19 protein-coding genes are annotated in these 23,528 nt (G+C 44.0%); 11 read left to right on the top strand and 8 right to left on the bottom strand.

What is annotated here, in order from left to right; genetic code table 11:
- Nucleotides 1–73 precede the first annotated feature (73 nt).
- The gene (locus KI743_RS01025) at nucleotides 74–418 is read left to right on the top strand and encodes a YajD family HNH nuclease (RefSeq protein ID WP_032552302.1); all 345 of its coding nucleotides are present in this window, start codon (nucleotides 74–76) and stop codon (nucleotides 416–418) included.
- A 125-nt stretch (nucleotides 419–543) separates the two neighbouring features.
- On the opposite strand, the gene KI743_RS01020 is transcribed toward KI743_RS01025, so the two are convergent.
- Nucleotides 544–921, bottom strand: coding sequence for an NADH:ubiquinone oxidoreductase (locus KI743_RS01020; protein ID WP_285464306.1), 378 nt, complete (start codon nucleotides 919–921; stop codon nucleotides 544–546).
- Nucleotides 922–1,514: 593 nt separating this feature from the next.
- Here KI743_RS01020 and KI743_RS01015 point away from each other — a divergent pair.
- The 3 genes from KI743_RS01015 (at nucleotide 1,515) to KI743_RS01005 (ending at nucleotide 6,990) form a co-directional block, all read left to right on the top strand.
- Nucleotides 1,515–2,750 (top strand): OFA family MFS transporter, encoded by a 1,236-nt coding sequence (locus KI743_RS01015; RefSeq protein WP_032552300.1) that lies wholly within the window; start codon nucleotides 1,515–1,517, stop codon nucleotides 2,748–2,750.
- Between the two features lie 129 nt (nucleotides 2,751–2,879).
- Entirely contained in the window at nucleotides 2,880–4,520 is a 1,641-nt protein-coding gene (locus tag KI743_RS01010) for a VRR-NUC domain-containing protein (protein ID WP_285464304.1), read from the top strand.
- Between the two features lie 115 nt (nucleotides 4,521–4,635).
- A complete protein-coding gene (locus KI743_RS01005; RefSeq protein ID WP_285464302.1) occupies nucleotides 4,636–6,990 on the top strand; it encodes a fatty acid cis/trans isomerase in 2,355 nt (784 codons plus the stop codon).
- A gap of 115 nt (nucleotides 6,991–7,105) precedes the next feature.
- Here KI743_RS01005 and torS read toward each other — a convergent pair whose 3' ends face one another.
- Nucleotides 7,106–10,069: a TMAO reductase system sensor histidine kinase/response regulator TorS gene (torS, locus tag KI743_RS01000; RefSeq protein WP_285464300.1), complete on the bottom strand. Its 2,964-nt coding sequence runs from the start codon at nucleotides 10,067–10,069 to the stop codon at nucleotides 7,106–7,108.
- Nucleotides 10,070–10,161: 92 nt separating this feature from the next.
- Here torS and torT point away from each other — a divergent pair, with 92 nt between their 5' ends.
- Nucleotides 10,162–11,211, top strand: coding sequence for a TMAO reductase system periplasmic protein TorT (gene torT, locus KI743_RS00995; RefSeq protein WP_285464297.1), 1,050 nt, complete (start codon nucleotides 10,162–10,164; stop codon nucleotides 11,209–11,211).
- A 65-nt stretch (nucleotides 11,212–11,276) separates the two neighbouring features.
- On the top strand, nucleotides 11,277–11,732 hold the full coding sequence (locus KI743_RS00990; protein WP_032552293.1) for a methylglyoxal synthase: 456 nt from the start codon (nucleotides 11,277–11,279) through the stop codon (nucleotides 11,730–11,732).
- Nucleotides 11,733–11,842: 110 nt separating this feature from the next.
- On the opposite strand, the gene KI743_RS00985 is transcribed toward KI743_RS00990, so the two are convergent.
- Nucleotides 11,843–12,193, bottom strand: a complete 351-nt coding sequence (locus KI743_RS00985; RefSeq protein WP_032552292.1) for a VOC family protein — start codon at nucleotides 12,191–12,193, stop codon at nucleotides 11,843–11,845.
- 38 nt (nucleotides 12,194–12,231) lie between these two features.
- Nucleotides 12,232–14,307, bottom strand: a complete 2,076-nt coding sequence (gene helD / locus KI743_RS00980) for a DNA helicase IV (RefSeq protein WP_285464294.1) — start codon at nucleotides 14,305–14,307, stop codon at nucleotides 12,232–12,234.
- 176 nt (nucleotides 14,308–14,483) lie between these two features.
- Here helD and yccS point away from each other — a divergent pair, with 176 nt between their 5' ends.
- The 5 genes from yccS to KI743_RS00955 all read left to right on the top strand — a co-directional run bounded on the left by yccS (nucleotide 14,484) and on the right by KI743_RS00955 (nucleotide 20,209).
- The gene (gene yccS, locus KI743_RS00975) at nucleotides 14,484–16,646 is read left to right on the top strand and encodes a YccS family putative transporter (protein ID WP_032552289.1); all 2,163 of its coding nucleotides are present in this window, start codon (nucleotides 14,484–14,486) and stop codon (nucleotides 16,644–16,646) included.
- A gap of 376 nt (nucleotides 16,647–17,022) precedes the next feature.
- Entirely contained in the window at nucleotides 17,023–17,196 is a 174-nt protein-coding gene (locus KI743_RS00970) for a hypothetical protein (RefSeq protein ID WP_172974294.1), read from the top strand.
- A 309-nt stretch (nucleotides 17,197–17,505) separates the two neighbouring features.
- Entirely contained in the window at nucleotides 17,506–17,826 is a 321-nt protein-coding gene (locus KI743_RS00965) for a hypothetical protein (RefSeq protein WP_150868759.1), read from the top strand.
- A 166-nt stretch (nucleotides 17,827–17,992) separates the two neighbouring features.
- Complete coding sequence (locus KI743_RS00960; RefSeq protein ID WP_285464289.1) at nucleotides 17,993–19,252, top strand: hydroxymethylglutaryl-CoA reductase; 1,260 nt, start codon at nucleotides 17,993–17,995, stop codon at nucleotides 19,250–19,252.
- A gap of 33 nt (nucleotides 19,253–19,285) precedes the next feature.
- Complete coding sequence (locus KI743_RS00955) at nucleotides 19,286–20,209, top strand: LysR family transcriptional regulator (RefSeq protein ID WP_285464287.1); 924 nt, start codon at nucleotides 19,286–19,288, stop codon at nucleotides 20,207–20,209.
- Between the two features lie 198 nt (nucleotides 20,210–20,407).
- Here the strand turns inward: KI743_RS00955 and KI743_RS00950 are convergent, their stop codons facing one another.
- The 4 genes from KI743_RS00950 to KI743_RS00935 form a co-directional block, all read right to left on the bottom strand.
- The gene (locus KI743_RS00950) at nucleotides 20,408–20,674 is read right to left on the bottom strand and encodes a barstar family protein (protein WP_285464285.1); all 267 of its coding nucleotides are present in this window, start codon (nucleotides 20,672–20,674) and stop codon (nucleotides 20,408–20,410) included.
- 128 nt (nucleotides 20,675–20,802) lie between these two features.
- Nucleotides 20,803–21,606, bottom strand: a complete 804-nt coding sequence (locus KI743_RS00945) for a hypothetical protein (RefSeq protein WP_285464283.1) — start codon at nucleotides 21,604–21,606, stop codon at nucleotides 20,803–20,805.
- Nucleotides 21,607–21,699: 93 nt separating this feature from the next.
- Nucleotides 21,700–22,221, bottom strand: a complete 522-nt coding sequence (locus tag KI743_RS00940; RefSeq protein ID WP_285464281.1) for a hypothetical protein — start codon at nucleotides 22,219–22,221, stop codon at nucleotides 21,700–21,702.
- Nucleotides 22,222–22,376: 155 nt separating this feature from the next.
- Nucleotides 22,377–23,528 (bottom strand): hypothetical protein (locus KI743_RS00935; protein ID WP_285464279.1); only part of this gene is annotated, 1,152 nt, incomplete at its 5' end.

The raw sequence follows: 23,528 nt of genomic DNA, 5'->3' as shown, positions 1-23,528 counted from the left end.
TTGCGGTGACTCAACAACGACTTAAAGATAGCTGTGATAAAATCACGCCAATACAATAACTAGGAATTTAGCAATGTCGTCTGATTACAATGGTTCAAGTGCCGCGTATGCACGAAAAGAGAGTGGCTACCGTGAAAAAGCACTGAAGCTCTACCCTTGGGTTTGTGGAAAGTGCGCTCGAGAGTTTGTTTATTCAAACCTGCGTGAGTTAACCGTCCACCACGTTGATCACGACCATACCAATAACCCCGAAGACGGCAGTAATTGGGAACTGTTATGCCTGTACTGTCATGATCACGAACATTCTAAGTACACTGACCATGAACGTTATGGCGTGGATGCGAAAGCAGAACTCGATAACCACCAGCATGCGACGCATAACCCGTTTGCTGATCTTGCAAAGATGATGAAGAAGTAGCCTAATCTTCAAATACCTCGGATAAACAAATACCCCCAACAGATTCCCATCTCTTGGGGGTATTTTTCATCTGCTGAAAACGTAAAAAAGCCTTCCGAAGAAGGCTTTTTAGAATCTGTTTTGAATTATGCCGCTTGCTTGCGAGCCTCTTCAACCTGCTTCTCACGTTTCTTTAGCGTTAGCTTATCGCGGTAAGAGAACCATACGTAAGACACAACCACTAGGAAGAACAGGTAAGACAACGAGAATATAAACGGTGACTGGATAATGTCATTCGAAATACCCCAAGAAACACCGATAACCGTAACCGCAATTTTTGCGAAGAAGCCACACAGCAGTAGCACTAGAGCCAATTGTGGGAAACGCGTGCTGCGAAATGCCAGCCAGTAGCAACTACCTACAGCCAAAGCCGCAATGTAGAAGCCGAACAAGAAAGAATGAATATGATCAGCAGCTGCAACACCACCCGTAATCGACATCAATAGAATTAAAAATAGTTTCATAATACTCGCCTCATATAGACTAGAAACGCATCCTTTCAAATTTGGAATCTCAGTTTGCGTACCATTTTCCCACTTTTTTCGCACAAAACAAGCCCAAGAATTGAACAAATTGTAACCGAGACAGTCATAGAAATTCGCCGTTAACAATAACTTAACATTATGGTTTTTAAGAAACTAAGTCCCCTCTGGCCTTGTGGCGAATATTGGCCAAATTGATTTATTTTGTTACACAAAATTAACCATCGAAATAATTTAAAATTAATTGCAATGATGTGATGGTCGCACGCTTTGTAGGGGTACTACCGAGAAGGCTTAGCTCAAGGCTATGAATAGTGAGGAATGAATGACCATTTTGTACAAAAAAGAAAGGTGTTAACAACAACTACAACACCTATAAAAAACAGTTCTTTAACAACTCAAGTTTTATTTTGATAAAAAGGTAAAAAGAGATTCCAATCACATTTTTATTGGTTATAATCCGCGCTCTTTTGCGCTATCTGTTGATAAACGCAAACTAATTTTGAATAAACCATCACAATAACCCGTTTTCTTTTGAGTGCTTCACTCAATGGATGACAGAAACGAGAATAAAAATGAGCAAGATTGATAAAGCTACACGTATCCTGCTAGCAGGCTTCTGTATCAACCTTTGTCTTGGCATCCTGTATGCTTGGAGTGTATTTAACAAAGCCCTACAAGGTGAAGGATGGTCTGCAGCTGAAGCATCAGCACCATACGCGACTGCAACAATCACATTCTCTATCTGTCTTCTAGTTGCTGGTATCCTGCAAGACCGCATGGGTCCACGTAAGATCCTTATCCTTGGTACTGCACTAACTGGTCTTGGTATGATCGCGTCTGGCTTCGCGACATCTCCACTGATGCTAAACATCACATTTGGTGTTGTAGCAGGTGCTGGTATCGGCTTCGGTTACGCTTGTCTTTCTCCTTCTGCAATGAAGTGGTTCCACCCTTCTAAGAAAGGTATGGTTAACGGTCTAATCGCAGCAGGCTTCGGTCTAGCAGCAATTTACCTTGCTCCAGTAACAGCAGCTCTTATCGAGAGCATGGGCATCCAAACAAGCTTTAAGATTCTTGGTGCTGGTGTACTAGCGATTGCAGTACCTCTAGCAGCAACAATCAACAACCCACCAGCGGGTTACTCACCAGCTGAACCAAAAGTAAAAGCTGGCCAAGCACCAAAAGCGGTTAAGAAAAGCGAAGACCTATCTTGGAAAGTAATGCTGAAAACTCCTCAGTTCTACTCTCTATGGATCATGTACGCATTCGCAGCTTCTGTTGGTCTAATGATCATCGGTAACATCACAAGTATCGCAAGCGCGCAAGCTAACCTACCAAACGCGGTTTACCTTGCTTCTATCCTTGCTGTATTTAACTCAGGCGGTCGTGTTGCTGCTGGTATGCTTGCTGACAAGATCGGTGGCGTTCGTACTCTTCTACTTGCATTCATCCTGCAAGGCGCAAACATGGCTCTATTCGCTACGTTTAACACTGAGTTCACGCTAATCATCGGTACAGCGGTTGCAGCGGTTGGTTACGGTACTCTACTTGCTGTATTCCCAACTCTTACTGCAGAGTTCTACGGCCTTAAGAACTACGGTACAAACTACGGCGTGCTATACACGGCATGGGGTATCGGTGGTGCAATCGGTACAGCGGTTGTTGGTTACTCAATGACTAACGGCGACAGCTACGGCCTTGCTTACACTATCTCTGCAGCAATGATGGCAGTATGTATTGTTCTTGCAATCATCACTAAGCCAATGTCTGAAGCAAAAGTTGCTGAGCTAAAAGCATCTCAAGCTTAATCTGATAAAAGATTGAATTTGAAAAGAAAGAGCTTAACCTTAGGGTTAGGCTCTTTTTGTATCTGCGTCCTATCAACTGGTTGAGTTAGAAGGAAGCCTTTTCAAATAACGGATTGATGAGATAAAGACTTGCTAGAAAACACACCAGTACTACCGCCGACTTATTACCTCGATAACTTTCAACGCCTTATCGAACACGCTCAACAGTGGTACCTAGACCTACTTCATCCCCATGAGCAAGAGTGGCTTCAACGCTTTATGGCTCTCCCTTTCCCCGCTCGCTGCGCACTTGTCAGATTGTTCAGCCGCAAAGGGCATTGGTTTCGCAGCGATAAACTCAACTATCAAGAAATCGATGATTTTCCGCTGCAGATAGAGCGACTCTCTGAACAAGGCTTTATTCGCTCAAGCAATGGGGCTAACGAAATGCGACCTAGCATCTCCTGCTCAGAGCTAGCTCGCGATCTACTAACGAAGCCTGAGCTGTTTCAAGTATTCACAGATCTCGTATCAAATCGTTCCGCTCGCAAGGATGTTTTGTTGCAACAAGTGCCAGACGAGACGTTCTACGATTTTGAGCAACTTCCGTTTGTCTGTATTGAACTGCTACAGCCTGAACTGATCGATCTACTGCTCGTACTTTTCTTTGGTAATACTCACCAAGATCTAAGCCAGTTTGTATTAAGTGATTTAGGGCTGAACACCTTCGAACCGGTGACAATTTCTCTCGAGACACGATTCTTTCAAAGCCGCGAACAGGTGAATGAGCTGCTGTCATTGCATAAGATCCAGAATCAATATTATGAGCTCACGACCAAAGACTCGGAATCTCTCACGACTCTGCTGAGTCACATACCAACCAATAGCGACCACACCGCGTTAGTTCGTCGCCGATCGAAACTGATCAACTTAATTGCCAGAGATCTTGAACGATTAGAAGAGTATCAACTCGCCCTGCACTATTTTGCTCAATCGCACCTACCGCCTAGTCGTGAACGACAAGCGCGTATTCATGATAAGTTAAACCAAGTTGAGATGATGAGTGACGCTGTCACCGAAATAATTCAACATCCGATTGACATTGCAGAGTTAGAAGTGGCGTACAAGCTAGATCAGAGAGTACAAAGGCTTCAAGGTCATAAAGTACCACGATCCAAAAAGCCGACCTGCGAGAATGAACATCTTGAATTAGACCTGAGTAAAGTACGTGTTGAAGAGGCCGTACGCGCACATATGGAAACACAAGGTTGGTATTGCTACTTCAGTGAGAATACTTTCCTGAATGGTTTGTTTGGATTGGCGTTTTGGAAGGTAATATTTGCGGAAGTTGACGGTGCCTTTATCAACCAATATCAATATCGCCCTCTTGACCTTTACCATGACGACTTTGTCAGCAAGAGACAAGAGTTGATCGACCAAACCTTTAATGACCTCAACGACAAAGGCATACGAATTTTATTGGATACATTTAAAGCCAAACAAGGTGTCGCTAACCCCTTTGTACAATGGGCTTATTTTTCCAAAGATCTGTTAGAGCAAGCGATAGAACATATTCCCCTACCCGTGCTTTGTGACTTGTTTAGAGTGTTACTTAAAGATCTCAAACTTTATCGAACTGGCATGCCCGACCTTATCGCCTTCAATGAGAACAGCTTTCGTTGGGTAGAAGTGAAAGGACCAGGCGATAAACTCCAGGACAACCAGTGGCGCTGGATTAAAGAGTTCGAGAAGTTAAACATACCTTTCTCTGTCTGCTGGGTGAATCATTGATAAAGTCGATCCGTTTGCTGTTTTCCGAGCAACGCTATTCAGCAAATTACTAGAACACGAGCATTTTCAATCATTTTCGATATACTTAAGAAAAATGATAAAACTATAAGTCTCTATGAATCTAAAAAGAATATGGGTTGTCGCACTGGTCAGCCTCTTCTCAGGTTGTGCAATGTACGCTGGCTTAAACTTCGATGAGCTGTTTGGTGAACCCGAAGTTCGTGACCGCCAAGCACCTGTGGTTTCTGCACAAGCACAACATTTCATTAATGAAGTAAAACCGATTATCGATAACCGATGCGTGGTATGTCATGCCTGTTACGATGCGCCATGTCAGTTGAAGATGTCTTCAGTTGAAGGGATAGACCGAGGTGCAAGTAAAGCATTGGTTTATCAAGGCACACGCTTAACTGCATCAGCACCTACACGCTTGTTTGAAGATGCGTTGACCACTCAAGAGTGGCGCGATGCGGACTTCCACCCTGTTCTGAACGAGCGTATGCAAAACTCGACCGCTAACTTAGATGCTGGTTTGGTTGCTCGCATGTTGATTCAAAAAGAGAACCACCCTCTTCCTGATCAAAAGCAGTTGGAAGGGTTTGATTTCGCTGTTGACCGCGATCAGCAGTGCCCGACTATTGAAGAGTATGCCCAATATGAAAGAGATTACCCAACATGGGGAATGCCTTACGGGATGCCAAATCTAGATAAAGGTGAATACGCGACCTTGATGAGCTGGTTAGAGAACGGCGCAATCATGAACGCTCACATCCCTTTGACTGAAGATGAGCAAGCGCTGGTTGATACCTATGAGAGTTTCTTAAACAAAAGCGCGCGTAAGAGTCAGCTGTCTGCTCGTTACATCTACGAGCACTTATTCCTTTCTCACCTCTACTTTTCGGAGCTAGAGGGACCAACTCGCTTCTTCACCTTGATACGCTCTGCAACACCACCAGGTCAACCAGTTCAACGCATTACGACACGCCGCCCATACGATGACCCTGAGGTGCCACGTGTCTATTACCGAATCATTCCTGAACAAGGAACTATTGTCGACAAAACACACATGCCGTTTGCTCTTAACGAGAAGCGCTTAGAAGACTGGACAACTTGGTTTGTTAATACCCCATACATAGTACGAGAGCTGCCAAGCTATGAGGTCGATGTTGCGGCCAACCCTATGACTGCATTTGAAGACCTGCCTGTAAACTCGCGCTTTAAATTCATGCTCGACAATGCCCAAAACACCATCATGGCTTACATCAAAGGCCCTGTGTGTCGTGGACAGTTGGCGTTAAACGTTATTAATGATCGCTTTTGGGTGGTGTTTGTCGATCCGGATAAAGCCGATCTTCCTGAGATCAATGATTTCTATGCTAGCCAGAAAGACAACCTCAAACTACCGGGCGAACTTGAAAGTAACACGCTACCTGTGACCAACTGGGTTAAATATTCGAAGCAGCAAGCTCGCTATCTAGAAGGCAAATCTGAATTCACCAACAAATGGTTCAAAAACGGTGAGAACCTCACCATGAACGTTATTTGGGATGGTGGCGGTACCAATCCAAATGCAGCGCTAACGGTGTTTAGGCACTTCGACAGTGCTTCTGTGGTGCAAGGCTTGGTCGGTAGACAACCAAAGACAGCATGGGTACTTGATTACGCTCTACTAGAACGCATCCACTACTTGCTGGTCGCTGGCTTTGATGTCTACGGTAACTTCGGCCACCAGTTGATGACTCGCATGTTTATGGACTTCTTACGTTTGGAGGGTGAAAGTAACTTCCTAACCCTGTTGCCTAAAGATGTTCGCCACGAGGAGCACTCAAGCTGGTACCAAAACCAAAACACTCAGTTAAGTGACTTCTTACAGCGCAATATCGCACCGTTCGATCAGCCGTCTAGTGTTGTCTACAAAACCGACAACCCTAAGGCGGAGTTGTTCGATATGTTGGAAGAGAAACTAAAACCTATTCTTAACGACCGTTACAAGATCGTTGATACGGGGTTTGAACCGAAACATGAAGCTCTGCTGCAACAAGTCGATACGATCAAAGGCGCAGGTCTACAGCATGTGCCTCAACTCGTAATGATGATGATCAAGGCACAGAACGGTGAAGAACAGTTGTTTACGATGATTCACAACAACTCTCATACCAACATCTCAAGCCTATTCAACGAGGAGAGCAACCGAGATTACCAGAACGATGACCTAACTTTGGTAAGAGGCGTTGTGGGTAGTTACCCGGCTGCTTTCCTTGAGCTAGATGAAGCAGAAATCCCTCAGCTTGTTTCTATGCTGCAAAGTATTGAAACTGAAGAGGATTATATCGCCTTACTCGATAAGTTTGCGGTACGCAGAAGCTCGAGCGACTTTTGGCCGTTCAGCGACCGTGTTCACCAATGGTATCAACAGAACCAACCTATTGAGTTTGGACTACTGGACTACAATCGCTTCGAAAACCGTTGATACTCATTGTTAAAGCTCATGACGCAGTTTGAGTCATTGTTGCTTGATTGAGTTAAAACTAAAAATCCTCTGCCAGTGCAGAGGATTTTTGTTATTGGTCATTTGAACATCATTTCTAAAAGTAAGATTTCAGAGCCTGATTCGACGCATCGACTATTTCAATTAACGAGTCTGCGGTATTCCCATATTCAGTCAAAGGTTCAGCTGCCGCTTCAATCGCTAAGCAAGCTTGATGCAGCTTACCTAGACCCAAGCTACCTGCTGAGCCTTTCAGCTTATGCGCAAGCGACTTCACTTCTCGCGAGTTCTTCGCTTCGCTCGCCGCCTTTAGATCATCGAGAATAACTTGCGAGCTCTCTTCAAACAGCCCCACAATCGACTGCATTTTCTCTTTACCTAGAATCGCTAAGTCACCCTCGATGACCTTAGGGTCAATGATCAACACATCCACCTCCTGCTGTTCTTTGATTGTGTCATCCACTTCGTTTACTGAATCAATTTCGCCTTTTTGAGCACTACACATACGATCGGATGGGTCAGGCTGCGGGAGTAACAGTCGACGACCTGTCAGCTGCGCGCTAATCAGCCTTGCCAACGCCTCTTTCTCCAACGGTTTTGGCAAGAACCCATCAAAACCAGAAGCTAAATACTCTTCCACTTCTTCATTGAACACGTGAGCGGAGACGGCAATCATTGGCGGCTCTGTTCGCTGTTGGTCAGAATGACTGTTGAGCACCTTAAGATCGCTTTTCAGGTCTCGAATGAGCTCTGTGCCATCACAGTCAGGCAGATTGATATCCACCAACGCAATATCGTAGTCTTGCTCTTTAAACAGTTTTCGAGCCTGTGCGCCTGTCGTCGCGATGGCAACTTGGTGTCCAAGATTATTCAAAAAACCCTCTGCGACAATACAGTTAACCGGGTTATCTTCAATCAAGAGTACTTTGGCTTTAACACATGCCTCTACCGTCTGAGTTTGAACTTCTACTTTTTCACCCAGCTCGAGCGGAACCGAGAACCAGAACTGACTACCCTCGCCCTCTTCTGAGTGTACGCCAATATCACCATTCATCGCGGTTAAAATACTTTTGCTGATCGCGAGGCCCAGTCCAGTGCCTCCTTTTTTGTTGCGACCACTCTCTGTTTGGCTAAAGGCATCAAACAAGCATTGCTGCTCGTCGGCTTTAATGCCTGCGCCAGTGTCCGCGACTTCAAACATCACTCGATTTGGATCTTCAATATCCAAGCTGATGTAGATATCAACAGAGCCGCTATCGGTAAACTTAATCGCATTACCAACCAAGTTATTCAAGATCTGACTGAGGCGTGTTACATCGCCACGCCAATAAGTTTGCACATCACTTTCGATATGGAAGCTGAAATCAATGTTCTTTTCGGAGGCTCTTCCCTCCATCAGCTGATAGGTATCTTCAACCATTTGATGAAGGTTAAAAGAGGCAACGCGGATCTCTAAGTGGCCAGCTTCGATTTTTGAGTAATCCAAGACATCATTGAGTATCGCAAGTAAGTTCTTACCACTGCGGTTAATGATGTCTGCATAGCCAGATTGCAAAGAGTTGAGCCCTGTATCCTTCAACAGCCTCGCCGTACCTAATACCCCATTCATTGGTGTACGAATCTCGTGACTCATTGTGGCAAGAAACGCCGATTTAGCTCGGCTTGCTTGCTCTGCTGCACGTCGTGCTTTGGCATGATTCACCACCTCAATGTTGAGCTTTTCATTGGTTTGTTGCAGCTGATAAGTGCGTTCCGTGATCAGCTCTTCAAGGTGCTCTTTGTGCTCTTCTAGCTCACGCTTGGCTTTGGCTTCACCAACAGCCACTACTTGCAGTGCTTGAGCGGTATTTCGCGCAGTGATGATCGCTTGCCCCATGTGAGCAAGTTCATCGTTACCTTTAACTGATATATCGATATTCAAGCGACCTTGAGCTATCGACATCAGGGCGACGGAATACTCGGCAAGCCTTTTTACTACAGAGACATACACCACACGCCACACAATAAAGGCAGCGATAAATAGACCGATCAACGAGATAACCGATAGTGTCCATTGAGCGTAATTCAAGGTGGTGGTCAGCTCATCAACCGCCTCTTTGGTACTGCGGTTCGAATCATCCACCAGTACGTTGACTGTGGTATTTAGCTGAGAAAACAACTCCAATGTTTTCTGCATTAAGAATTCTGACTTCTTGGCGTTTTCTGACTTCTCTAGTGCGATCTCAAACACCACCTGACGGCGACGAAGCTCATCCAGAAGCTGCGACATCTGTTCTGAACGAGTTGGGTCTTCTACCGCTTTGACACGACGAGCCATGATTTTTAGATTCGATTCAAACTCAGTCTGAATCTGGTGAATACGGTCGACATCAGTAACCGTCGGCGTCTCTTCAATCTGATTGAGCATCTTAAAAGCCAAAAGATGCAGTTCGTGCAGTCGCTCAGAAAGATCCAGATCGACTTCAACTAGGGCATCCAGCGCTTTGTATGCTCGGTCAGTCTGCTGCTTTTCTAGTAGGTCATAGATGTGAGTTACGTTGGCAACGGCGATGGTTGCGGTATTCAATACTTGAGTACGAGTAAGTTGTTCAAGCTCTTCTGCCAACAAGCGCATCTCTTCTACGCGAGAACCAAGCTCCTTGGTCAGCCAAAGTTTGCGCTCTACCGAGACACCAAGTTCCGCTAAGGTATTGATAACGCTCTGAACGTTGTTTTCAAGATTGCTAAGTAGTTCTGAATCAAAACTATCAGAGCCCAGCTCTTTGATATGACGCAGCAAGGATTCGAGTAGCTCAAACAGTTCTGAGCCTGCTTCTTTTCGTTGTTCTTCGTTACGCGCATTACTCAGAGTTTGCACCGATGCAATAATACGATTACTCAATTCTGAGACCTGACGCGCCTCAATCATTGCTGGCAGTGCGGAATCCACAACGTTTCGTTCTGTTTTTGCCACAAAGCTAAAGCCTGACACACCAATTAGAGCTGACACGACAACCAATAAGGCCATCACCAAAAATGAGGCGAGCAGCTTTCTACCTATACTTGCTGTGGCTAACAACATAAACCCATAACCTTAAAACGTTCTTCTTTACCCATGCAGAATACGCTATATTTTGCAGTGTTTCTTATCCAAAGCCAATAAACTGACAATTCATGCTATCTAAACGTTTAGTTTCAACTCTAGTTTCATGCTCATTGAGTGCGGCCAGTTACTCTGCTATCGCAAACGACCTCACAGTGGACAATAAAGCAGTAGTCAAAGACCAGGTTTCTTCTGTCACACAACAGAAAGAGAAGGTGTGCGCAATCTATCCACACTTGAAAGACTCTTACTGGCTATCGGTCAATTACGGCATGATTTCAGAAGCAAAAGAGCAGAAGATTGAGCTACGTGTACTTGAAGCTGGCGGTTACCCAAATATCGGTAAACAGGCTTCGCAGCTTGAGTTATGTAATCAATGGGGAGCAGACGCCATCATCTTAGGAACCGTTTCTCCAGACGCTTTCTATGACAGCCTAACCAAGTGGGTTGGCTCTACTCCTGTATTTGCCACCGTGAACGAGCTAAACCTTAGCGACACTCAAAAAGAGAAAGTGCTTAAAGGCACAGTGGGTGTTGATTGGTGGCAAATGGGTTATGAAGTTGGTGAGTTTCTCAAAGCAAGGCACCCGAAAGGCTCAGGAAAAACAGACATAGCTTTACTACTTGGCCCACAAGCAAGTGGTGGTACTAAGCCTGTTGCTATCGGCTTTTATGACGCGATTAAATCCAGTGATATTAATATTGCTGTAAGTTATTGGGCGGATAATGACAAAGAGCTACAGAGAAACCTCGTTCAACAGGTGATTGATTTGCCGAATATCAAATACATCGTTGGTAGCGCGGTCGCAATTGAAGCGGCCATCAGTGAGGTAAGAGCGGCCAACAAAGAGAAAGAGATTGGATTGGTCTCAAGCTACTTAAGTCACGGCGTTTACCGTGGGTTACTTCGTGACAAGGTGCTATTCGCGCCGACAGATAAGATGGTCGAGCAAGGCCGCTTATCCGTGAACCAAGCGACACACTACCTGCGAAAACAACCTTATGAGTTTCATCAAGTGCCTAAAATTGAAGCATTAACGCCTTCATCTCTCAAAAAAGAGGTGATTGCCGATTCGTTGTCACCTTCTGAGTTTCGTCCGGTATTCAGTGTCACACCTTAGTGATATATTGCTAATTAGAAATTGAAAAAATCAAAAAATATAAGCCAATAAGTTAGGAAACATTCATGCAAAAAACAACACGTACGATGCCTGCTCATAAGCACATCGCTTTAGTGGCTCATGATAACTTCAAGCCAGAATTACTGCGTTGGGTAAAAGAGCACAAAGAAAAACTACAAGGGCACTTTCTGTACGCGACAGGTACAACAGGACATCTACTAAGCAAAGAGACTGGCTTAGCGATTAAGAGCATGATCAGTGGCCCTATGGGTGGCGACCAACAACTTGGCGCGCTGATTTCTGAAGGTAAGATCGACATGATGATCTTCTTCTGGGATCCACTTAATGCTGTACCTCACGACCCAGATGTGAAAGCACTACTGCGTATTGCGAGTGTATGGAACATCCCGGTGGCAACGAACCGTGCAACGGCAAACTTCCTATTTAACTCTTCAATGCTTGAAGAAGAAGTGTCGATTGAGATCCCAGATTACGAAGCATACTTAGCAGACCGCACTTAATTGAGCTTCGCAACAAAAATTGAAAAACAGCCTGCGTACTTTCAGGCTGTTTTATTTGGTAGAGACTCACGCTTTGTAATGACTAGATAGCGTGTTCAAATAGATAAAGCTTATTTATCGCTCCACACCGCCATTTCATTCCCACTTGGTTCGCAGAAATGAAAACGTCGGCCGCCCGGAAAAGCAAAGATGTCTCGCTTAATCATGCCACCCGCTTCCACTATTTCTTGCTCAGTCTGTTCTAAACCTTGGCTGTAAAACACCATCAGAGCACCACCAGCGCTCGCGTCACAAGCTAACTCAGATTGATAAAAACCACCCATCAACCCTTTAGCGGTAAAAGCCGTGTACTCTGGTCCATAATCTTCAAACTGCCACTGAAATACGGATTCAAAGAACGCTTTGGTCTTATCTAAATCTTTTGCTGCAAACTCAATGTAATTGATCGAACCATGTTCCATTTCGGCCTCCTTACCAAAAATGTTGGCTTGGCTACGGTTTATTTTTTACGGACAACCGGATAATCCGATTGATGCAATTCTTGTACAAAGCCAGAACCATCACCACTGTGAGTAATCCAGACTTTTTCCTTTGCTCGTGTCATCGCGACGTAGAACAGTCTTCTCTCTTCAGCATAAGGGAAATTATCTGAAGACTCTGTTAATGCGCCATCAATATGAAGCTGTTTCTTCTTCGTTGGGAATTGCCCTTCATCTACACAAAGAATGATCACGAAGTCAGCTTCTTTACCTTTACTTGCGTGGCATGTCATAAAACTCATGTCTAGTGACGTGTAAATCTTCTGCCAGTCCGCTAACAACTCAGGTTTATGATAATGGTTGCGCCCTAGCAGCAATACTGACTTGGTCGCATTTCCTTTTACTTGGCGGTTGAGCTGATCGAGGATCTTCTCAACATCTTTACTCGGTGCTGTATAAACCGCCTTCTGCTTTTGCTGCTTAAAGCTATTGAGCTCCTTCGGCAGTTGAATTGGATTCTCTTGCACAAATCGATTCGCAACCGCGCCTAATTGGTTATTAAAACGATAAGTTGTGTCTAAATGATGAATCGTCGAACTTTCAAATCGATCTTTAAAACCTGTGGTCAGATCGACATCCGCACCAGCAAACTGATAGATAGATTGCCAGTCATCACCCACCGCAAAGATAGACGCCTGGTGTTCCGCTTTGGTTTGATTACATAGAGCTTCAACTAGAGCCAAGCGGTCTGGTGAGATATCTTGGTACTCGTCGATCATGATGTACTTCCAAGGTGAGATAAATCGTCCTTTTTCCACGTATTGAGTGGCGCGACTGATCATCATCGAGAAATCGATTTGATTCTGCTCTTTCAGATTCTTCTGCCAAGCGGTCACACACGGCCAGCAAAGCGCGAGCTCGCTATTTAATCGGGTATAATCTGGGTGATCGATAAGCTGTTGCTGTACCTCTTTTTTGGTTAAGCCTGAGCTATTTAGCTGCTCCAATTGCTTCTCTAACCATCCGATTAGCTTAAGGTTGGAGACATGGCTACCCAGCTCTTCATCACCTTTCAGGTAAGCAATCGGCCATTTGGCGAGGTGTTTTTGCCAACGCTTAAAGTTAGTCGGAGTCATCCAGTGCTTTTTCAGCCAGTCGATACACCACGCTTGGCGTTGATTGCTGTCCAATGCCAATGGAGAAATGGTCACGGGTTCATTCTCAACATGGTTAAGGATCTTGAGTCCTAACTGGTGGAAAGTCTTCACCTGCACTTTCTCGGCTGATAGACCAATCTTGCTATCTAGGCGCTGTTTCATCTCGTCAGCGGCCTCACGACCAAACGCCAGCAATAGCATTTCCTCAGCCTGAGCTTGATGACTCTGCAGCAGATAAGCAACACGGGCAGTAAGAACACTGGTTTTACCCGAACCAGCACCCGCTAGAATCAAGTTATGATCGTCGTTCATCAACACCGCATATTGCTGAGAAAGGTTAAGTGGCGAAGACTCACACTGCGCAAATAACACTTCCCAGTTTTGACGTTCGCGATCAAGCCACAGTCGGTTACGCTCAGCTTGCTGCTCTTCCGTATCGAGTAACCATGGAGAAAGGCGCGCGATTCGCTTAGGCATGCGCAGAGCAGCTTCATCAAGAGTCATCACCATTGACTCTAAGCCCTGATTGACTTTATTCACCCATTGATCGACTTGAGAGTGCGGTAAGAAAGCAGGTAACTGCTCAAGGCGTGTTAGCTCGGCTTCCCATTCAGGTACATGCTCTGCCAGTTGTTCACATTGAGTATCGTGCCACTGTTGATACGCATTCACTGCGCTGCGAGCAAATTGGCGACACTCACCCCATGGCAAACCTTGAACCAACCAGCTGCGTTGTTTTCCTTCATGCGTATTGGCAAAGAACTGCAATGATCCCCAAAACAAACCGCGCTTTATCGCGACCTTACCACTCCATATCGTGAACGGGATACGCTCCTCGCTACCAACAGATGAGAGAAGTAAACGAGAGCCATCGAGCTCAACTTGATGATATTCATTTTGGATAAAAAACTGTGCAGTCTTATTTGCGCTTAGCTGCATTGGGCTTGCTCTTAATTGGGAGATAGTGAATTTATATCATGTTGCAATAAGAAATAATAATATCCCATTTCTTATCGCCGTTTTCATGACCACCTGGGGTTAATTATGAATTAGTATCAAATTCTTGTGCTTGATTTCTGTTAGGATTATGTTTTTAGCTTGAATAGCGAGCGACTGTGAACTTCTCCGATAATTTACGCCTCTACTGGGCGAACAAAACCATAAATTACAGCGTCCTCATTCTTATCACCTTATTGGGTGTTGTGGTGCCCGCTTGGTACTACGAACAAAATACGTTAATCACCCCTCTCATTCTTGGCGTTATTGCCGCCGCATTGGCTGAAAGTGACGATAGCTTTACCGGAAGGCTCAAAGCACTCACATTAACCTTTATCTGTTTTGCCATTGCTGCTTTTTCCATAGAGCTGCTTTTCGAAACGCCTTGGTTGTTCGCAATTGGGCTGTTCACGTCGACATTCGCATTCATCATGCTCGGTGCCATTGGTCCTAAATACGCCAGTATCGCTTTTGGCTCCCTGCTTGTGGCCATCTACACCATGTTAGGTGCACACGAAAGCACCAATTTGTGGTTCCAGCCATTGCTACTGCTAACCGGTGCGGCTTGGTACTACTTTATGTCGATGATTTGGCAAATCGTTTGGCCAATGCAGCCTGTACAACAAAACCTTGCGACCGTTTTTGACCAGATTGGCAACTACATGGAGTCCAAGGCAGAGTTGTTCTATCCAGTGACTGACCTAGTCCCTCAACCACACCGCATTATTGAAGCGAAACTCAACGCAAGCACAGTTAATGCCCTCAATATGTGTAAAGCCACGCTGCTGAATCGCTCTAAGCGAGGTCACATTGATGGCCCAAGCGACCGCTTTCTCAATACCTATTTCATCGCCCAAGATATTCATGAGCGCGTCAGCTCTACCCACTATCGCTATCAAGAGCTGGCGAAACACTTTGAACGCTCGGATGTACTGTTCCGCTTTAAATATCTACTAGAGGCACAAGCAAAAGCCTGTCATGAAATCGCGAGTTCTCTGAAAGTCGGGGCGGAATATCAACACAGTGATAAGTCAGTTCTGGCTTTAGATGAGTTGATGTCTTCTTTAAACCACCTTCATCAACAAAACCGTCCGGAATGGAAACCACTGCTTAGTCAGCTGGATTTCCTATTTAACAACTTAGCGACGGTAGAAAAGCAGCTATCAAACATCAATAACCCAGATGCCGAGAAGCTTGAAGAAGATGTATTAGATGACACGAATCCTCACACTCTAAAGGCGATGTGGCACAGAATACGCGCCAACCTAAACAAGGATTCGATGCTATTTCGTCATGCTATACGTATGGCGGTGACGCTGACGTTAGGTTATGGAATCATTCAGGGCTTCGAGATTGAGCGAGGTTACTGGATCCTGCTAACGACTCTTTTTGTGTGTCAGCCAAACTACAGTGCGACTCGTCAAAAGCTTACTGCGCGTGTGATTGGTACCGTGGCCGGCCTGTTGATTGGTGTCCCACTGCTGACCTTCTTCCCATCTCAAGAGAGCCAACTGGTGTTTATTGTGGTTAGCGGTGTGATGTTCTTTGCGTTCCGTATCAATAACTACGGATTTGCTACCGGATTCATCACGCTATTGGTGCTGTTCTGCTTCAATCAACTAGGTGAAGGCTATGCCGTGGTTCTGCCTCGACTTGCAGATACCTTTATTGGCTGTGCGTTGGCCGTACTTGCGGTGGTTTACCTCTTCCCTGACTGGCAGTCGAAACGCTTGCATAAAGTGATGGCCGATGCGCTAGACGCCAACAAGTCCTATCTGGCACAGATCATCGGGCAATATCGTATCGGTAAGAAAGATAGCCTCAGTTATCGTATCGCTCGTCGTAGCGCGCACAACAACGATGCGAATTTAACCGTGGCAATCAGTAGCATGCTGGTAGAACCCGGCAAATACCGAACCTCAGTTGACGAGAGTTTTCGTTTCCTGACTCTCAACCACGCTCTACTAAGCTACATTTCAGCATTGGGCGCGCACAGAACGCGTATTGATGATGAAGCGACTCACAAGCTCGTGTTAGATGCACATCGCGTTATTCACGAGCACTTAGATGCTCTCTACTCCCAACTTCATAGTCATAGTGAACAGTGCGAAATCAAAAATAGCTACGACCCTGAATTGGATAATCGTTTGAGTGAGTGGCGAGAAGAAGACGAAAGTTCTGTCCGAATGGTGTTGCAACAACTCCACCTTATCTACCGAATGCTGCCTGAATTGCATACCTTGGCAACTAAGTTTGCGGTTAAAGTAACGTTCAATAAATAGTTCAATAGAACGCTAAAAAACCATACAAAAACAAAGCCTATAACAAACAAAAAGATAGCTCAAAATTCATTCATCTTGAGCTATCTTTTTAATCTCAATGCCATACCATATAAATCAACAACTTACGAACCCAACCCTACCAAGCCCCGTCATTGCTGGCACCATTGAAATTTACATTACTAAAACCCTCTGACTTTGATTGACCGAGCACTAACTTTGCCTGACATTTCTCGGACAAAAATTGGTCACATAAACTTATAGTTGTCTTATAAATTGGAATCACAAAATATTTAGTGATTTTCCTATCATTTTACTGGACCTATGCTACTAGGGTACTATGCTTTAGGTGGCGTAACAGATGTCGTAAGGCCGTATCATGAACGCACTACAATTTGAAGCTCTAAAACAGCAGATTCATCTACTGAGCAATCAACAACTTATCGCTCTGCAAGGTGAAATCGACGAGACAATCGACAGTAAAGTCGACAACAAGCAACAACCTTTGCTTACGGACGAAGAAATGAAAGCACTAAGCGAGCTGTTTAGTTAATATCAATTCGACTAAACAGCTCCCTTATCTTCTCTACTGATCTACTTTCAAGCGTTGCCTTCTTACCACGCCTGACAACTTATCAATATAGCAGTTCACTCACACGTCTCCACAAATCAGCCCGTTTATTATCTCTTCAATAGTTTGATGGATGGAATTCTTAGTACATTCCAGCAAGCAAAGAATTTCCTATATCTTTCCCCTAACGACCACTTAGTTACAATTAACCTACTCATAGATCACACATTTCCCTTGCGTTCAATATTTAGCCAACCTAAACTCAACTTAGGAATTTAACGAGGTCAATGAATGTCCATTTCAGGTATACATTCTGGTTACGCAATCATGCAGCAGTCTGCCAACATGGCGGAAGAAGCTGCTGTGGAGCTTAATCAGCTTGCTCAGAATGAACCTCAGTTAGAGCAAGAAATGGCACCTAAAAGCGACCTTAGCTTTAATCAACTCCCTACTGCAGACCCACTTCAAAAAGAAACCGTGAGTGAACCCATGCCTTCTCACAGCGATGCGCTAGTAAAACTCACACAAAGCGCCAGTTACAATCGCGTGGGCGCTTCTGTCATCGAGCGCCAGAACGAAGCCATTGGAAGCCTGTTAGACATTCACATCTAATATGGCGATTAACAGCTTGCTCATAATCTCTGAACAAAGCCTCGCGTTTCTTTGTCAATTGCTACACAAACTGTAACTCATTATATCTGACGCTTGTTTCTCCCTCATTACTCGGTAGAATCAGCGCAAAATATCTCTTGCTGTTCCAACTGTACCAATAATAATTATGCCAAAACTCAACCTGCACCGTCGCGACTATGTTTCAATCTTAGGTGGCGATATCACCGCAGAAGAATTAGAACAAAAGCTTCAACCCAATTTCGACAAGCCAAGTAAAAAGCTGACTCCAAGCCCTTACTTGACTGAGAAAAACCTTACCCGCCGTTGGACAGCCCTTGATAATGCAGAAAGCCAAGCTGAACTGCTTGACGCTCATACCCTTTCGCAATTTTCTGCCTACGAAAAGAACATCGAACACTTCATTGGCACCGTTAAAGTCCCTGTCGGTATTTCTGGCCCACTGCGTGTAAACGGTCTGTTTGCCGAAGGCGATTATTTGGTGCCATTGGCGACCACAGAAGCTGCGCTCGTCGCTTCGTATAACCGTGGTTCTAAGCTTATTTCTGCTTGTGGTGGTGCAAGCGCGATGCTGCTCAACGAAGGTGTGACTCGCACTCCTGGTTTTGCCTTCGAGAACTTAGCGCAAGCTGGTCAATTCGTCGCATGGGTAGTGACGCAATACGATCACTTTAAAGCGCTTGCAGAATCTACGACATCGCACGGCAAACTCACTGACATCAGTTGCAACATCGAAGGCAACCACGTTTACCTTGTGTTTGAGTTTTTGACAGGCGACGCTTCTGGTCAAAACATGGTGACGATTGCTACCAATGCTGTGTTCGAGTACATCATTGAACATACACCCGTGAAACCTGACCATGCGTTTCTTGATGGCAATCTATCTGGCGACAAAAAGGCCAATACACAAACGCTGCGCAGCGTGCGCGGTAAAAAAGTGACGGCAGAAGTGAATATTCCTGCGGTGTTGGTCGAGAAGTATCTCCATACAACCCCAGAGAAAATGGTTCAGTTTGGACAAATGACCACTGTCGGCGGCGCACTAAGCGGCACCATTGGTATCAATGCCCATTATGCGAATGCACTGGCTGCGCTCTATATCGCTTGCGGCCAAGATGCGGCATGTGTGGCTGAGTCGGCTATTGGTATGACTCGTATGGAACTCAACAAAGAAGGCGGCTTGTACGCTAGCGTAACCCTTCCGAACTTGATGCTCGGCACTGTAGGCGGTGGTACGGGTTTGCCAAGCCAGAAGGCGTGTCTGGACTTATTAGGGCTTCATGGCAACGGTAAGTCACAAGCGTTGGCTGAGGTGTGCGCAGCGCTCTGTTTGGCGGGCGAACTTTCTATTGTCGGTGCTTTCTGTGCTGGACACTTTTCGCGTGCTCATCACAAGTTAGCACGTTAGAATCCAGACTCATTCTTTGATTCTGGAGTAGAGATGGATTATCTCCACCTATCGCGCGTTAGCCTTAAACACCTTACTGTTCTTCACGTTATGCTCAATACTCATAGCGTGACCCAGACTGCGGAACAGTTGTATGTAACGCCATCCAGTGTCAGTAAGACACTCTCTCAGCTTAGAGAGATTATTGATGATGAGCTTTTCTACCGCGATGGTACCAAGCTCATCCCTACTCCATTTGCTCACCAAATCGCACCAACCGTACATGCCATACTATCGAGTATGAACGGCCTTCTGCATCAAAAGAGCTTCGTTCCAGAGACTTACCAAGGCAGCTTCACCTTATCGATGCGTGAGAGTACCTTTGAGGTGTTTTCTCCAACCATCAGTCGGATAACCACTCAGTTAGCCCCTAACGCAGCGCTAAAGGTATACTCGAAACAGCAGTTCGGCTTTGACTCGCTTTTGAGCGGTAAAGTGAATGCTATTTTACTGCCTCACGATATTTCACAGCCTCCCACAGAAAACAAAGAGTTGGTATGGAAGACCATCTTATCAGATGAGATGGTATGTTTGATGGGAGCCGATCATCCACTAGCCAATACAACGCTGACTATCGAAGACTACCTCAGCTACAAACACATCGGCATCTTTGATAACGAGCTTTCACAGCCCTTCTTTGAACAAAATTTGGTGCAGTGCCACAAACCTCGTGACGTCGCTATTTCGGTAGCTGACTTTGGCTCAGCCGCCGTGCTTTGTCATCAAACGCCATACTTGTTTACCTGTTCAAAGCTATGGTCGCAGAAAGCCCTACAAGCCAAAGGACTCATCGCGAAGCCATTGCCTTTCGATTATGGGAAAGTCGCGTACAGCTTGGTATGGAATCGACCAAACATGAATGATCAAGCAATGAAATGGCTATGTGATCAGTTCATCATGCCAGAGAAACCGCTTTGAACGTCGGTGAACAACTAAGATCGAAAGTCTGACAATAAAGTTCGCAACGTTTACATTAATGATTGAAAGTTTGTTGGGGAAAGTACCACGCCTGATGAAACAAATTTTTGGGCAGAAACGCTTTAGAGTTTGAGATCTAACGCGCTCGATATGGATTAGAAAAGGTATCTTGGAGCTTTAAATGGTTGTTATAGCGCATTAGTCCCAGTCTACTCTGATACCTATCTTTGGATGCTCTCGACTCAAATCATCAAAACAATTTTTTAAAGATTCGAAACTCTCAGTGAGAGCAAACTTCAGATGATTAGAGCCTACAAACTCTATGACTTTAGGCAAATCCGAATCACAAAGGCAATCCCAAAAAGCATCCCAGTTTTTTCCATAGTAATCTGGAAAACCAAAGCAATTAGCCATCAAATCATGAAGTTGATTTTCGTTCTCTACCATTTTTAAATCAATGCGCATAATCCCTCTTCTGATAAATTCCACTGCGCTATAACGCCTACGATAAGGTGTGCCTCACAGAACCAACAAAGCGCACCGAATTCCATACCAAAACTGCCGAGTGTAACACATCACCTTGATTGCTTTTGTTATGCCTGTTGACACTGGTTGTCTAATTGACTTAACAAACTGTTTATTTCATTGAATAATCCAATCATTTCTTTTTGGTACTGGTTTATTGATATTGATTGAGAGCCTTTATCGCCTTGAAATTCTATCAGAGCATATTTTGATTCTGAAATCTTCTTGTACATTGGAATCTGTAGCTCTGAAACACATCCGGTTGAATATTCGTACACTTTATGGTCTGAAACTTTCCTGCTAAATTCGCCCTTATGAAATGGAGAGTAGTCCGATTTCCATGTAAAGTCATCAGCTATTAATTCAAAAGAAGCAATATCCAAATATGACTCACCAATATACTTTACATTGTTTCTCAATTCATACTCCGAGCCATCAATTATAATGTATAGTTGAACACCTTGAGTTAATAGTATTTTTGGCATTACAGTTATTTGACCACTATCTTTGTCTTCAAAGAATCTAACTTTAGTTAAAAGCTCAGCCAATTGTATATTCGTCATGGCAATAGCTCTGATATAATTCAATGCATCAAAAGATATACGCTCGCCATTACTTAATACATAATAATCATCTCCTGAAAAAGAACTTCTTTTTAGAGACTCGACAATGATGTCAGAACCAGGAACCAGCCCCTCAGGCACAAACGATTCCTTTTCAGAATTCACAGTAGAAGCGACTAGATTGGCTTCACTTACAGCCAAATTATTTTCAACTTGATAATTAGAGGTTGTCTGACATCCAGAAAACAACCCCATACATAAAATAAAGAATATGACTCGCATTAAAACTCCATATATTAAATCAGGCATAACACTCCAATATGGGGCGCACAAATACTTGGCTAAAATTAGCGACGGAGGAGCGCAAGCCAAGCGTTTTGCGTCCTTGCCATAATTGGCTTGTTAGCTGTTTTTTACAACTTCTCTCTTAATTGACATATTTAATATATAAAAACCTAAATATGCGAACATAATAGGCAAGTACCAATATTGAATAGACTCTAGTAGTAAAATACTGCTTATCATTGAAAAAACAACAAAGCTCACAAATGTGATTCGATACAAAATGTCTAAAATGAAACTTTTTTCAATATCTTTGTATATATTGTAATTTCCATGAAAAAAGCCGAACTTTAATATTTTACGAACGATAAAACTCAGAATCCAATAACCTACAATAGCTAGCAGCACAAATGCTGCTGCATTTAGGTCTTCGTTTGACATCAGCATGCCAAGGCGTCTTGTTACAAAAAAAACACATGCTAAAAAGAAAACCAAGGTAGATGACTTCCAGATAAAGATCAGTGAGCAACCGAGAAATCGATTATATACATCTTCTTCTGAGTAAGGCATGAATTCAGATTGCTCAGCTTTTTGCTTAAAAGAAAGGTTGCATAAGTAGTAGCAAAAATTAATTAGCTCCATCTAAACTCCGAGATAATATTGAAACAGCTAAAACGCTTTGCTAAGGTGCGGCTAAACCACAAAACCTAAGCAAAGCCATCGTAATCACTATACTCGACCGAACCGAAAATGCCACAGGTTAGCCGTCACTCTTAAGCAATTTGTTATACGCGAACTCATTTGCGAGAGAAAAATGATATCAAAGCTTTCCAGTCTATTTCTATACCTGCTTTTTTGTATACACCGAGTTTAATTCCCCCACCTAGAAAACTACCTTTATCTAGCTTTTTGTCATCGACGTACACCTCACTTAGGCCCTCTATAGGTTGCTTAGGAAGTTTTGCAACATGCTCGGAATTGGTTAATAATCGATCTTGATATCTCAAAATGGCCTCGTTTGTGCGCAAGCTCGATTTAAGCCTATCTATTTCACTTTTTAACTTTTCGATTTTTAGTTCAGTCAGCGGATCAAGTTCTTTCACTAATGGTGTAATATTGCGTGTATCAACTTCAGATGAAGATAAGTACATTGCCAAAGCTTGGGATATTACTGTCAATGATTCATCTTTTGACTTAGGCTGAACAGCAAACAGTACTTTACTTTCATGACTTTCTATTTGTCCATCTGCATCGATCCCCATATCTCTAAGAAACTCAATGAAATAAAGTAAATAGCTAGTGCACGCTTGCTGTGCCTCAGGAGCAAACTGGAATTTTGCAACAATTTTATTGCTGTACCCTCCTAAAAGTAACTTTTCCTCCGCTCTTTCAAGTCCGACATTAATAGTATTTTTGACCATCTCGATTGCGCTTAACAAGTCTTCACTCGGTAAATGGTAATCGATATTGAAATAGATTGTAGCCATATAATCATCATTTTCGGAACTCACTTTTATAGGGTCATCATCACACAAACTATGAACCAAGTGTTTAGCTAACTCATCTCGTATCATGAAGGGATTTAAAGGGCTTTCCCACTTTTCAGGGTCAATTTCCCAAACGTAGCCAAAGTACTCTTCGCCAGGGTATGTAGAAATGAAAATATACCTAACATACTTACCTAATCCTCCGTCTGCCCCATCTAAATTGATAACTAATTCTCTAGGGATGTCAGAAAGACTAAGTGTTGGCAATGAAGATAGTGGAATAAAATTACTTTCTAAATGTATGTCGAATGTATTTTCACTATAAGAAGAACCAATATCGCCTAAATTAAAACTATTTCCGTCAATAGTCACTTGCCACTCTTTCCAGTCATCTGAACACTTATCTAGCTTTATCATCGCACCCCCATTTATAAACATTAAGCGTATAGACATAATGACCCC

Source organism: Vibrio sp. D420a, assembly GCF_030248625.1.
In the GTDB taxonomy this organism is placed as follows: Bacteria; Pseudomonadota; Gammaproteobacteria; order Enterobacterales; family Vibrionaceae; genus Vibrio; species Vibrio fortis_A.
Note: the sequence above shows the minus strand (reverse complement) of the source record. Positions and strands in the feature narration are given on the sequence as shown.

Bases quoted from the DNA above. Each gene is read 5' to 3' on its own strand.
- KI743_RS01025 (WP_032552302.1), top strand. From the start codon at position 74: ATGTCGTCTGATTACAATGGTTCAAGTGCCGCGTATGCACGAAAAGAG.
- KI743_RS01020 (WP_285464306.1), bottom strand. From the start codon at position 921: ATGAAACTATTTTTAATTCTATTGATGTCGATTACGGGTGGTGTTGCA.
- KI743_RS01015 (WP_032552300.1), top strand. From the start codon at position 1,515: ATGAGCAAGATTGATAAAGCTACACGTATCCTGCTAGCAGGCTTCTGT.
- KI743_RS01005 (WP_285464302.1), top strand. From the start codon at position 4,636: ATGAATCTAAAAAGAATATGGGTTGTCGCACTGGTCAGCCTCTTCTCA.
- torS (WP_285464300.1), bottom strand. From the start codon at position 10,069: ATGTTGTTAGCCACAGCAAGTATAGGTAGAAAGCTGCTCGCCTCATTT.
- torT (WP_285464297.1), top strand. From the start codon at position 10,162: ATGCTATCTAAACGTTTAGTTTCAACTCTAGTTTCATGCTCATTGAGT.
- KI743_RS00990 (WP_032552293.1), top strand. From the start codon at position 11,277: ATGCAAAAAACAACACGTACGATGCCTGCTCATAAGCACATCGCTTTA.
- KI743_RS00985 (WP_032552292.1), bottom strand. From the start codon at position 12,193: ATGGAACATGGTTCGATCAATTACATTGAGTTTGCAGCAAAAGATTTA.
- helD (WP_285464294.1), bottom strand. From the start codon at position 14,307: ATGCAGCTAAGCGCAAATAAGACTGCACAGTTTTTTATCCAAAATGAA.
- KI743_RS00970 (WP_172974294.1), top strand. From the start codon at position 17,023: ATGAACGCACTACAATTTGAAGCTCTAAAACAGCAGATTCATCTACTG.
- KI743_RS00965 (WP_150868759.1), top strand. From the start codon at position 17,506: ATGTCCATTTCAGGTATACATTCTGGTTACGCAATCATGCAGCAGTCT.
- KI743_RS00960 (WP_285464289.1), top strand. From the start codon at position 17,993: ATGCCAAAACTCAACCTGCACCGTCGCGACTATGTTTCAATCTTAGGT.
- KI743_RS00955 (WP_285464287.1), top strand. From the start codon at position 19,286: ATGGATTATCTCCACCTATCGCGCGTTAGCCTTAAACACCTTACTGTT.
- KI743_RS00950 (WP_285464285.1), bottom strand. From the start codon at position 20,674: ATGCGCATTGATTTAAAAATGGTAGAGAACGAAAATCAACTTCATGAT.
- KI743_RS00945 (WP_285464283.1), bottom strand. From the start codon at position 21,606: ATGCCTGATTTAATATATGGAGTTTTAATGCGAGTCATATTCTTTATT.
- KI743_RS00940 (WP_285464281.1), bottom strand. From the start codon at position 22,221: ATGGAGCTAATTAATTTTTGCTACTACTTATGCAACCTTTCTTTTAAG.